General features: G+C 58.8%; 12 protein-coding genes and 2 pseudogenes. 4 read left to right on the plus strand and 10 right to left on the minus strand.

Features of this window, described 5'->3' with window-relative positions:
- Together AC1DWF_RS26500 and AC1DWF_RS26505 are read right to left on the minus strand one after the other, a co-directional pair.
- Positions 1-159: pseudogene (locus AC1DWF_RS26500) on the minus strand (IS110 family transposase); the annotation flags it as partial.
- Between the two features lie 325 nt (positions 160-484).
- The gene (locus AC1DWF_RS26505) at positions 485-823 is read right to left on the minus strand and encodes a DUF6522 family protein (RefSeq protein WP_476842231.1); all 339 of its coding nucleotides are present in this window, start codon (positions 821-823) and stop codon (positions 485-487) included.
- A gap of 143 nt (positions 824-966) precedes the next feature.
- Here AC1DWF_RS26505 and AC1DWF_RS26510 point away from each other — a divergent pair, with 143 nt between their 5' ends.
- Together AC1DWF_RS26510 and AC1DWF_RS26515 are read left to right on the plus strand one after the other, a co-directional pair.
- Entirely contained in the window at positions 967-1,431 is a 465-nt protein-coding gene (locus AC1DWF_RS26510; protein WP_476787124.1) for a group III truncated hemoglobin, read from the plus strand.
- A 36-nt stretch (positions 1,432-1,467) separates the two neighbouring features.
- Complete coding sequence (locus AC1DWF_RS26515; RefSeq protein WP_476787123.1) at positions 1,468-1,899, plus strand: RrF2 family transcriptional regulator; 432 nt, start codon at positions 1,468-1,470, stop codon at positions 1,897-1,899.
- Here AC1DWF_RS26515 and AC1DWF_RS26520 read toward each other — a convergent pair whose 3' ends face one another.
- The 6 genes and pseudogenes from AC1DWF_RS26520 to AC1DWF_RS26545 all read right to left on the minus strand — a co-directional run bounded on the left by AC1DWF_RS26520 (position 1,900) and on the right by AC1DWF_RS26545 (position 6,739).
- Positions 1,900-2,208: a hypothetical protein gene (locus AC1DWF_RS26520; protein WP_476789399.1), complete on the minus strand. Its 309-nt coding sequence runs from the start codon at positions 2,206-2,208 to the stop codon at positions 1,900-1,902. It lies immediately after the preceding gene.
- A gap of 319 nt (positions 2,209-2,527) precedes the next feature.
- Entirely contained in the window at positions 2,528-3,190 is a 663-nt protein-coding gene (locus tag AC1DWF_RS26525) for a TetR/AcrR family transcriptional regulator (protein WP_476785846.1), read from the minus strand.
- A gap of 138 nt (positions 3,191-3,328) precedes the next feature.
- Positions 3,329-4,249, minus strand: coding sequence for a dihydrodipicolinate synthase family protein (locus tag AC1DWF_RS26530; RefSeq protein WP_476785847.1), 921 nt, complete (start codon positions 4,247-4,249; stop codon positions 3,329-3,331).
- Positions 4,250-4,602: 353 nt separating this feature from the next.
- A pseudogene (locus AC1DWF_RS26535) lies at positions 4,603-5,174 on the minus strand (IS6 family transposase).
- Between the two features lie 178 nt (positions 5,175-5,352).
- On the minus strand, positions 5,353-6,294 hold the full coding sequence (locus AC1DWF_RS26540; protein WP_476842232.1) for an MYG1 family protein: 942 nt from the start codon (positions 6,292-6,294) through the stop codon (positions 5,353-5,355).
- 169 nt (positions 6,295-6,463) lie between these two features.
- On the minus strand, positions 6,464-6,739 hold the full coding sequence (locus AC1DWF_RS26545; RefSeq protein ID WP_476785849.1) for a hypothetical protein: 276 nt from the start codon (positions 6,737-6,739) through the stop codon (positions 6,464-6,466).
- A 229-nt stretch (positions 6,740-6,968) separates the two neighbouring features.
- On the opposite strand from AC1DWF_RS26545, the gene AC1DWF_RS26550 reads away from it, so the two are divergent.
- Positions 6,969-7,826 carry a hypothetical protein gene (locus AC1DWF_RS26550; RefSeq protein WP_476789400.1) on the plus strand — a complete coding sequence of 286 codons (858 nt, stop codon included), beginning with the start codon at positions 6,969-6,971 and terminating at the stop codon, positions 7,824-7,826.
- A gap of 301 nt (positions 7,827-8,127) precedes the next feature.
- Here the strand turns inward: AC1DWF_RS26550 and AC1DWF_RS26555 are convergent, their stop codons facing one another.
- The gene (locus tag AC1DWF_RS26555; RefSeq protein WP_476786779.1) at positions 8,128-9,477 is read right to left on the minus strand and encodes a type II toxin-antitoxin system HipA family toxin; all 1,350 of its coding nucleotides are present in this window, start codon (positions 9,475-9,477) and stop codon (positions 8,128-8,130) included.
- 12 nt (positions 9,478-9,489) lie between these two features.
- Positions 9,490-9,786, minus strand: coding sequence for a helix-turn-helix domain-containing protein (locus AC1DWF_RS26560; RefSeq protein ID WP_476789401.1), 297 nt, complete (start codon positions 9,784-9,786; stop codon positions 9,490-9,492).
- A gap of 460 nt (positions 9,787-10,246) precedes the next feature.
- Between AC1DWF_RS26560 and AC1DWF_RS26565 the strand changes: the two genes are divergently transcribed.
- On the plus strand, positions 10,247-10,788 hold a 542-nt coding region (locus AC1DWF_RS26565), incomplete at its 3' end, for a P1 family peptidase (RefSeq protein ID WP_476842233.1).

A 10,788-nucleotide genomic window follows, 5' to 3' on the forward strand; every position in this document is an offset into this window, starting at 1 on the left:
GGCCTCGATGCCGATCAGGCAGGGTGGCAACTTGGTGAAGAACGGCAAAACCTGCGATCGCCGTAGTGCCTTGCGCACGACAACGTCTCCAGACGCGTCAACGGCATGAACTTGAAAAACACGCTTGGCCAAATCGAGGCCCACGGTGGTAATCTGCATGGCGGATGGCTCCTTTGCTTGGGTTGCCAGACAGCAAACCCATTTTGGCACTCAGATGCCGGGAGCGGGAGCCATCCACCTCATCCGCTTTGGGAATGAAATTGCGATGACTGTTCGACTGCCGACCTCCTGGCATCTTCGGCGATGGGCTCACGATCAGATGACGTCCTCAGAGAGTTCGCCATGGGCACGTCACGGGACGCGCCCGGCGCTCGTTGTCGCGTGAGGGTTCACACGAACATCATGATCACCGCATAGCCCACGGTCACTAGCACGAGGCCAGCGACCAGCATCGRCACGAGAGTACTGCCCGAATCTTGGTCGTTCATGATTTCATTCCTGCTACTAGGTCAACGGACGTTTTTGGCGCCGCGGATGAGGTTGGTAGTGCAAGTCTGCCATCGCCCGAAGCTTGTCCCAATTCGAAGAACTCCTCACTGACGATGCGGTTGTCGGCATCGACGATGGCACGCMAGACCGAGTTTCGATTGCGCACGGTCAGGCGCTTTCGGCCCTTGTCGCCGTCGGTGCCGCAATCCACCCGGCTGGTTATGAGGCCGAGGCGCATTCGTCGTTGAAGTTCGTTCTCTTCAATGGAAAGCCGCTGCGCCAGGAACCCTGGCTCCAGGACATAGTCTCCGGTCTGGTCAGGCTCGAGCTTCATCCGGCTTCCTTCATCGCGGCGACAGCCGTGCGACATAAACATATATTGACGATATATGTTTTAATCTGCATCGTGAAGCCTGCACAGCCGTCAAAAATGGACGACAAAGGGCCGCATCCGGCCCGCTGACGCTGGGAGCCGGTATGAGCGAAGACACAAAACGTGAAACAACGATCGTCATCAACGGTCGCGTGCTGCCCGGACAACTGGATGAGCAGGTAATCCGAGACGTGGTTCATGGTTTCTACGCGGAGATCCGAAGCGATCCCCTGCTCGGGCCGCTGTTCAACAGGGCGATTGCGCCACATGACTGGTCGCCACACCTGACGAAAATGTGTGACTTCTGGTCATCCTTGATGCTTCGCACCGGCCGTTACGACGGCCGCCCGCTACCACCACACCTGACCATCCCAAGCCTGGGCGAACGGCACTTCCGGCGATGGCTTAGTCTGTTTCGCGCAACCGTCAACAAACTCTGTCCACCGGAGATCGCGGCGCTGTTCATGGAACGGGCTTTGCGTATCGCGCATTCCTTTCGCCTTGCGCTGGCCCACAATCGCGGTGAAAGCACCTTGACCATAGAGCCGATCACGGCCGAAAGCCTGTAACCTTCCGGACAACCGGTAAGCAGGCATTGGATCGCAATGAGACTGACGAATTTTTCCGACTACACGCTCAGAATGCTTATGTTTGCGGCGTCCGCGGGGGATCAGCTGTTCACCATCGAAGAGACGGCACGTGCCTTCGGTGTGTCAAAAACGCATCTCAACAAGGTGGCTAACACGCTGACCCGCGCTGGCTATCTTGTGGCGGTTCGTGGCAGATCTGGTGGGTTGAAACTCGGTCGCCGGCCAGAAGACATCCGGATCGGAGACGTCATCCGGTTGACAGAGCCGGATTTCGCACTGGTCGAGTGCTTCGCCACCGGGAACCAATGCATAATCACGCGGTGCTGCAAACTTTCCACCATGTTGCACGACGCGCTGTCGTCGTTCCAAAACACCCTTGATCGGTACACCCTCGCCGACATCGCACTGAAGCCCGCCGACTTCCTGGGTGATGCATCCCGCGCCTAGCTACCTGCCGGCCCCGACATGGGCAGTTCCCGTGATGGCAAAGCCCGATGTACGGGGTCCCGATTCCACGGTCATTGACACAAACTTCTGCAGAAAGCTCGTGCGCACGCAGGTCGGTTTCATTCCGACGAAACCCACCATCCGCAATATCTTGGCCTCGGCAGTCTTTACGAAGTCGGTGAGTTCCTTCAGCTTAACAGGCGTTTCGGCCCCAGGACCTGTAGGAAAACGAGCGTTCAGCAGTTCGATCAACATTTTGCAAAGACTGAGAAGGCTTTCAATATCGCAAGCCTGGTCCGCGTTCGCCAACTTTCAGAGGATCCTGAGCGCAATCCCGTCGAAGAGTGCTTCCACGGTTGATCCGGTGCTGTCCGGAAATCCTGACTGCGTCGCGCTTGGGGACGGTTCAATGCGACCCCGCCGAGTGCCCTTCGACGGGAGATCGCCTATCCTCCTCACCTGCGAAAAAGCTGAGCCTCCGCAGCATGCAAATCAGCAAGCTTACGAATGGCACGGTTTTGGGCGCGCATGTCAGACCTCGCCATCTCAACTATGCGGGAAGATAATCAGGTCCTTTGCACCCACGGCGGCACGCGTAGCCCCAACTCTTGTCATCCGGCTGATCAGATCAGTCGGTCCGGCTTGAAAAGCCGGTCTCACAGAAGCTGATGATGTCGTCTATCAGGGCGTTGTTGCTGACGTGATCCTGGATATCCTCGAGCCCGGGCATGCGACGGGCATTCGGATCGAGGTCCGCAACGATGTGCAAGATGGCGCCGCGAATGTATTCATAGCGCAGCGCGATCTGCGCCTCACCGAGTTCGGGCGCCACCCGCTGCAGCATTCGTCGGGATAGGCGATGGAGTTCGTCGAACTGCTCGGCGAAGATTTCATTGGTCAGGGTTCGAGGCAAAGCCTTGGTTTGCAGCATCAGTCGGATCGCCGCGCGCCCCCCGCGCTCGTCGAGGCTGAGCTCGACAAGCGGTGCCACGATCGCGCGGAGCACGGTGCGCAGGGTTGGCTGCGGATGGTCCTCACATGCCTTCATTGCCCCCAGGCGCGCCGCGTTCAGCGGGCCGAGGCATTGCTCGAGCGTCAGGCGCAGCAATTCGTCTTTGGAGCGGAAGTGATAGTTGACTGCAGCAATGTTTGCCCCCGCCGCCCGGGTGACTTCCCGTAGCGTGGCCGCATCGAACCCACGATCGGCGAACACGAAGGTAGCCGCATGCAGCAATGCACGACGCGTGTCGCGATCGTCGTGCCGGCCGGTTCTTTCTTCAGTTGCGTCCATACAACCCTCATAACCGAAAGCCGGTTCGCGCACTGCTCTTACCGGCGTCAAATCTGAGGATATGTACCAGCGGAGCCTCGGCCACCGCGAAGCCCGGTGCCGAGTTTCAGTCTGAGAGTGCGGAGCTGTGGCCACCAATCAGCGCGCCAATCGGTAGCCGTAGGCCCTGTCGAGCTCGAGTTCGCGGGCGATACGGATGCCGTCTTCAAGCAACTTGGGGTCAGCGGCCCGTAGCGGCTTGCGCAGCGGCCCCGCCGGCAAGCCGACCGCCGCCATCAGCGACTTCATCGAAACGGGATTAACGGCCGCATAGGCAAAGTGCAGCATCGGCAAGTTGCGCAACCAGGCCGAGCGGCAGGCGAATGCGTCTTCGCCTGACATCCATGGCTTGGAGACGACCGCCATCTCGCGCGGGATGATGTTGCCAGTCATGTTCGCGGTGCCATGGCCGCCCAGCGCCATGGTCGGGATCACCAAGCCGAGGTTCGGCGAGCAGCAGCACATGACCGAGATGTCGAGATCGGCGCGGCAGACCTGGGCCACCTGGCCAACGCGCGTGGTCGATTCCTTGAGTACAACCATGTTCGGATGGGCAGAAATGCGCTGGATGTCGGTCCAGTGAAGGTCCGTCTTCACGCGCGGGGGGTTGTTGTAGAAGCCGATCGGGAAGTCGACCGCATCGCAGACTTCCAGAACATACTCGACGATGGATTCATTGTCGGCGCAGATGTAGGAAGGCGCTGCAATGATGGCGCCGTCGCCGCCTTCGTTCTTGGCATAGCGCACCAAATCGATCGTGCCCTGGGTGTTGGAGCCCGTGCAGCCGAAGTAGAGGAGCATGTCGCCCCGCGGCATTCTTGCCGTTTCGGTAATGATCGTGCGCCGCTCTTCCGGGGTCAGCATCGAGACCTCCCCGGTCGAACCCATGATCAGGATCGCCTTTGTGTGGTTTTGCCGGTGAAAATCGAGCAGGCTGCCAAACCCAGCCAGATCTACAGAGCCGTCGGAGTTCATCGGCGTGATCAGCGCCACGAACGACCCATTTGGTTTGGTATGCACGACAGCCTCCAGCGTTCGAGACACCCAGCCAAGCTAAGGTGAATGCTCATTTGAAATGCTTGTTTCAAACGTATGTTTGAATCTAGAAGATGTGTTGTCAATGGCACGTGCCCCGCGCTCGCGCATCACCCGCCGTTTGGGCTCTGACGCAAAGTTGCACGAGTAGCTGGCGAGGGGGGGCTTGCCGCGGTTGTATCTCACTGCCTGAAACGCTGCGGACGCAGCCCACTGCGAACCATGCGAGCCCGGTGGCAGTGGGTGGCGCCATTCGCTCCGCAAAGTCCGCCAAAGCCGGCTTCGCCAATGTGTGCCAGGCCTCGATCTTACCTGCCCACGTCGTGGGCCACTGACGGTCATCGCCAGCCTGCCCATGACTGAAAACATGATTTACGCAATGGCGCCCCCCACCCAACAAAATCGCTATTCACGTCGTTCGCTATGCGAATTAGATGGACGGCGATGGCTGAGTGTTTTGAAAAGGGGCATCACGAAGAGATTTCGGACTGCCGAAAAGACGCTTGTGAAGCGTTGCAGCGCGCCTGGTGAGCGAAACCGTTGCATCAACCGCTCCTGTTTTCGCAGTGGCAGATGCGAATTTTCGGCACGATTGTTCAGCCCTTTGTGCGATCGATGCTCGACCGTGGGCATGATCTGACGCCATGCCGCATCCTAGGAATGAAGCTTGTCAGTGACGATACGCTTCGGCACACGGGCCCTGCTTCTACATCAACCGGATCAACAGGCGTTTGGCCGCCTTGGTGTTTCGGCGGGTCTGGACGATCTCATCGAGTAAGTATCCGTCCTGGTCGACGGGGCGCCAGAGCCAGTGTCTCCTTCCGCCGAATCGGAGGTAGAGCCAGACCGCACGGGCGATCACAGCGGGCGGGAAGCGATGACGCTTATATCTGACGATGGGCTGGATCATGGCCGCCGACTATCAGCCAACAGCTTCATCGCCGGTTGACCTGACATCAACCCCCTATGCCCTGTCGGCAATGGCCATTGCACGGCGCCGAGGCCCACGCCACCTCACACACTGTCCCCCTGCCGCTATTCCGCTACGGCTCGCCATTGTTGGACGGCATTGGCCATGCAGACGCCACTCAATTGCCGCCAACTGACCTGACCACACTGGAGACAGCCTCCCTCACCGCGAACTCAGCCATGGCCAGGGCAGCCTCGCGGGTCTTGGCGGCGGCTATGAAGCGGCCATTATGGCAAAAGCTCGCGCCCTCCACGCCGCATGCCGCCTCCAGATCGCCATTAGTCAGACCGGCCCATGCCGCGGGAAGATCGGCCCTCACCTCAAACCCGTCGTCCGCCCGGCGGATCGTAGTCAGGCACCAATCCTTGTCGCGCGGGTGAACCACGAACAGCAGATGATCGGCGCCCGCTTTGACGATGGTGGGACGGAAGGGCATTCCCATTGGAAGCTCTAGAACACGCCCCTTCCCTGCAGCCTCAATGGCCCGATGCACGACCGCCTCGGCCCGCATTTTTGCAGCGCTGCGCGCTATGCTTGCCTCGACGAAATTTCGGGCAATGGCCAGGCCGGTGTGGAATCCACGATTCTCAGCCTCAGGGTCAACTTCGTCAAAAACGGGCTTTAAGGTTTCTAGCAGAGCTGGCAACGTCAGCCGGGCCAGCGGTCCCGAGGGGCTGAGCGCACCATTGTCCACCAGATCGACTGGGAGCACAAAGCTCGAATCGAACGAGGCGTGGACTGTCTCAATATGGGGTTCGGGAACGCCCGAGGCGGCAAGATAGTCACGGCCATAGTGCTTCCAGATCAATCCGAACGAACTGAATGGTTGGCCATCCTYGCGCAGCGGTGCGCTGCGCTGATGATGATCGTATATCCGCGCTGCGGCGTCATATACGCCGCCCACATCGTAGATGATGCGGTCCAGACCAGGTGTGGTCCATTCCGGCGCCCTGCTACGGATCAGACGAGCCTGCGGGAAAAGCCGGGTCAAGATGACGCTGGACAGCAGTTCATCGGCATGGAAGCCACCAGAATGGGTGACGAGGAAATCTGGGATCATGCCGGGGTGTGCCTTGTGTTCGCGGAGAACCCGCTTGCGGTTGGCACCAGATAGCCTTTGCCCGACACCAGCTCAACCCGCCTTGCGCCCATTCGGGTGCGTCGGCATAACCCGTCTTGCAGAATGGCTGCGGCGATGGGGACTGACCGCTCCGCTTCGTCCTCGAAAATCACGCGCGTGAGCCACCGAATTTCTGCTCATCACAGATACGAAGACCCGGTATTGTCTCGAGTACCAAGATTGAAACGGCCGCCAATCTCCTTTTCGAAACCACGCACCGCCCCGCCGACGCAAAGTAGAAACTACCCAGCTGGCCGGCATCTGGCGGGCGGCCCGCTGCTCGATCGGCAATTGGCCCTTCGCTGTGGAAGCTCTTGAAGAGGTTCACAGCCTGATGGCCAGTTGGACCATCGAAGGCGATATCGGTTTCGGCGTCGTTCATCATCTGGGCATCGGACCCGAGCTCGTAGTACATACCTGAGACGCTTAATCTTTTGGCGCCATGGACGGACATTCACCGGGTTTCACACTGACGATCCGAAGTTCTTGTTGACCGGTTGGATGTTGAGGTGAACCTGGACGGAGCAGTCGTTCCACCACCCCGCGCCCGAGATTTCATTGGACAGGCCATAGTGACTGGAGGAGTGTGAACGCATGATCCATGTGGGGGCATCATGCTGCTAGTTCGATCACTGGCGCTGCGTTTTGTGCCTGTGCTTTGCCCGCTTTGGCTCGCCACGCTTTCACCGGAGATCGCAACAGCGCAACAAGCCGATGTGGTGCTGGCTGTCGGCACAATCACTACCGACAACTATCCCGGTCAGGAGTTTACCGGCAATGGTCTGAGCGAAGCTATTGTGCACGCTGCCGTCACCAAGCTGGCCGACGGCGGGGAGTTTGCGTGGTGCGCCGGACGGGTCGTCGAATGGCGACGGATCGAGGAGGTGAACAAGGAACAGCGGTTTCAGCAGACGGAATATGTTGACCAGGCCACTGCGATCAGGAAACTGGGCACTATCACAGCAGATTATCTGATTGGCGGCAGCATCACGTTCGGCGCCGGGAACGCCGATTGGACTATTGAGATCAGAACCAATCCCGGCGGCGCGCTTGTTGACAGCTTCACCGGCTTTGCCAAGGACGATGCCGTGCTGGACGAGGCTGCCCGAATTGCCGAACACGTGCTGGACAAGATTTGCCCCGGCCCCTGGACAGTCACCGGCGGCGGCGCGCGGATCGTGGTGACCGGGACCGTGATGAAGCTGGACGAGCCGTTCGAGGTGGTTGGCAAGTTTCCCCGTGGCACTGCGAATTTCGTATACTCGCCGACCTCGCGGGCGGGCGGGACGGTGGACTATGTGCTTGCCGGAAGCGGTGTTTCGGGCGCGGGCAGCGGCACCTATACTATCAGTCCGTCGGGCGACAGTTTCACCATGACGATCCAGCAAACCACGACGGGCTGCATCGCAGGGATACCGGATTCCTGCAAGACCAACAGCGAAGTGCTGACACTCACCCCGATTGCGCACTGACGTTCTGCTGCATGCCCACGTCATGGCTGACCGGGCGGAACGACGGTCTCGGGTCAGGACTCAATTGGCCTCTGTGCGGGAAGGTCCGCAATGGGGTCGGAAGACGTCTTCCCCCATCAGGTACCAAACGTTAGATTTGTGCCAGTCAGAAGGTAGGTGCCGAAAACGGCTCGAATGCACGATGAAGCGCGCCGACCTTCAGCGTCCAGGTGACGTGTAGCGAGTTACGGCCGTCACCGATACATGGCAGCTTCCGCGTGACCTTCTTTTTGCGCATAGTTGCGGCAACTCAGGACGACATCTATCCCCGGCCGATTTTTGCCTCCACAACCTCCACGGACCTCGCAGCGGCTTCCTCTCCATAGATTCGGGACAGGCCCTTGATGCGCGTCGCGATTACGTCGACGAGGCGGCCAACGATCTCATGGCTGATTTCCTCCTGGCGAAGCTCGTGGGCGCACTCCGACGCCATATCGGGCATCACCGCGAGCTGATGGCGGATCGTCCGCATCGTGTACTCGCCTCCACCCTTGGCCGAGGACGCACAGCGCTCCCAGTGGCGCGGAATGATCTCGTCGATCAGGTAGACCTTGTCGATCTTCATCGCCAGCTTGAGGTCGCGCATCTCAGCCTGGATCTCTCCCTCGCCGAGGTGCGGCAGAATGGAGGAGATGTCGTAGAGTGGCGCTAGGCGGGCCTCGCCCTGAGCACCGAGCAGCATCGAGTAGTTCTTTGCATGTGCGTCCGTGCCAGCGATGATCCAGTTGAAGACGTTCGCGGCCATGAAGGTCTGACGATCGCGGACGGGGTCTAGGGAGGCCGACAGCACCTTGTTGGAGATAGTCGTGATACCCGGCCCACCCTGGTTCTCATACTTGAGCGTCGGCATCACCGACAGAGCCTGGCACATGTCCTCCTGATGGATGCGGATGGTCTTGCCATCGATATTGCGGCGGTCATAGCGCTCGAGAACGATCGCCTTTTCGCCTGCAAAGTCGAGAACCTTGCTGTGTGCAGCGTCCATGCCGAGCTTGCGTGCAAGCTCCAGGCAGAAATGCTCGTTCTCGGTATGCCCGTGCAAATGTGGCATAGGCGGCTTGAAGATGTGGGTCGTGGGCGTGTCGCCTCGAGGGATCCCCCAGCGATTGCTGCGCTTGTCGAAATGGAACGCCGTCTTCGCCTGCGCACCAGCGAGACTGAACTGACCGGGATCGCCGATTCGCCGGGTAGCTGCACTATCCCTGCGCAGGTCGCGCAGGCGGTCGCCGATCTGCGCCTCGGTGAGCAACTCCACGTCCTCGCCGCGGGAAACCTGGTCGCCGTGCGGAAGGAACTGAACGGCGCCGGCACAGTCGCGGCCGACATTCTTGAGTAGAGCAAACGGGTTTCGGGCAGAGACCTGGAACCTCTGCGCCCATCTGGCAAGGGTCTGCTCATTATCCGGCAACAGGCCCCAGAGGAATGCCTCGACGACCTTGCCCTTGTACGTCCTCGTGATCGTGGGCATGGATAGGGAGAGCGGGATCGCGACCCGGCCCTCCATCCAAGCCTCGTGATAGGAGAACGAAAGCTTGCCGCCCTGCAGGTGGTGGAGCCCCCCAACCGGTCTGCCGGCGATGTAGACGTCGAGAGTGTCGATCGGGTTCACCATGATCATCGTCACCTAGAGCTTGTAGGGAATCTCGTCGTCGTCATCGTCGACATGCCGTTCATCGGCACTGTGTTGATGAACGGCAGCCGACGTCGGCGCCGACGGGATCTGAAAGTCCAGCTCCACACCAAGCACGGTCAGCGCTAGCAGCACGTTGCCGATCTGGGCGCTGGGTTTGCCGTTCTCGATCCACGATACCCACGTCTGCGTGGTGTTGATCATCTTGGCCAAGGCAGCCTGCGACAGGCCGCGCCGGGTGCGGGCTTCCTTAATCAGGATACCAATGTCGCGAGCTGTTCTGATCTTCATGGCGTATACGCTTCTGTATGAGTGAGCCGGATATACGCTCGTATATTGCAGACGTCAATATACGTTGATATATCAGCCAATCGCTATGTAGGACCCTATATCGCTAATCGTCATGTATGATCCTATATAAACTCATTTCGGCTAGTGCAGAGAAGCCTGCCCCTAAAATGTTAAAAAAATAACGCTTGTATAAAATCGATATCTGAATACCATTATTTCCAATTCATCCACTGAAGAGACAACCGGAAGGAACGGATAGGGAAAATGGAGGCGCCATGGCAGAAATAATTGATAAGATCAGCAGTTGAGTATGGCGATTTGTTATCAATCCGATACGGGTCACGCCTTTATTGTATTTTCTGGTATTATTACGTAACACGTCTCCAAAATCTGACACTGATGCAATTTAAGACTTTTCGGAACGTCCGCGAACGAATATTCACCAAGGAGGAAGCTGAAAGTGAATAGACTGAGCAGCATCATTGCGGCAGTCCTGTTGGGCTGCACTACAGTCGTTTCGGTTGACAGTGCCACCGCAACAGCCAAAGAACGTGCCCGCGACCTCGGAATCCCGTTCGTGGGCACACCCGGACCGAACAACGCTATTACCGACGTCGCCGGTGTCACGGTTGGCTATTCGACCATCATTGAGGGTAGTGGCAAGATCGAAGTTGGCAAAGGCCCAGTGCGAACCGGTGTGACGGCTATACTTCCGCGAGGTAAAAAATTCGGGCCGAGTTTTGCGGGCTGGTATACGCTGAACGGCAATGGCGAGATGACCGGCACGACCTGGATCGACGAGAGTGGTTTCCTGGAAGGACCCGTCATGATCACCAATACGCACAGTGTTGGTGTTGTACGTGACGCGGTTATCTCGTGGGAGGCGGAGAACGATCTAGTCGGTCCTCACTTCCGAGATCTCTATTGGCGCCTGCCGGTTGTGGCCGAAACCTGGGACGGAATCTTAAATGATATCAATGGCATGCATGTGAAGCAAGAGCA

This window comes from Aminobacter sp. P4_D5 (assembly GCF_056401815.1).

Bases quoted from the DNA above. Each gene is read 5' to 3' on its own strand.
- AC1DWF_RS26555 (WP_476786779.1), bottom strand. From the start codon at position 9,477: ATGGTGAACCCGATCGACACTCTCGACGTCTACATCGCCGGCAGACCG.
- AC1DWF_RS26510 (WP_476787124.1), top strand. From the start codon at position 967: ATGAGCGAAGACACAAAACGTGAAACAACGATCGTCATCAACGGTCGC.
- AC1DWF_RS26545 (WP_476785849.1), bottom strand. From the start codon at position 6,739: ATGATGAACGACGCCGAAACCGATATCGCCTTCGATGGTCCAACTGGC.
- AC1DWF_RS26525 (WP_476785846.1), bottom strand. From the start codon at position 3,190: ATGGACGCAACTGAAGAAAGAACCGGCCGGCACGACGATCGCGACACG.
- AC1DWF_RS26515 (WP_476787123.1), top strand. From the start codon at position 1,468: ATGAGACTGACGAATTTTTCCGACTACACGCTCAGAATGCTTATGTTT.
- AC1DWF_RS26550 (WP_476789400.1), top strand. From the start codon at position 6,969: ATGCTGCTAGTTCGATCACTGGCGCTGCGTTTTGTGCCTGTGCTTTGC.
- AC1DWF_RS26560 (WP_476789401.1), bottom strand. From the start codon at position 9,786: ATGAAGATCAGAACAGCTCGCGACATTGGTATCCTGATTAAGGAAGCC.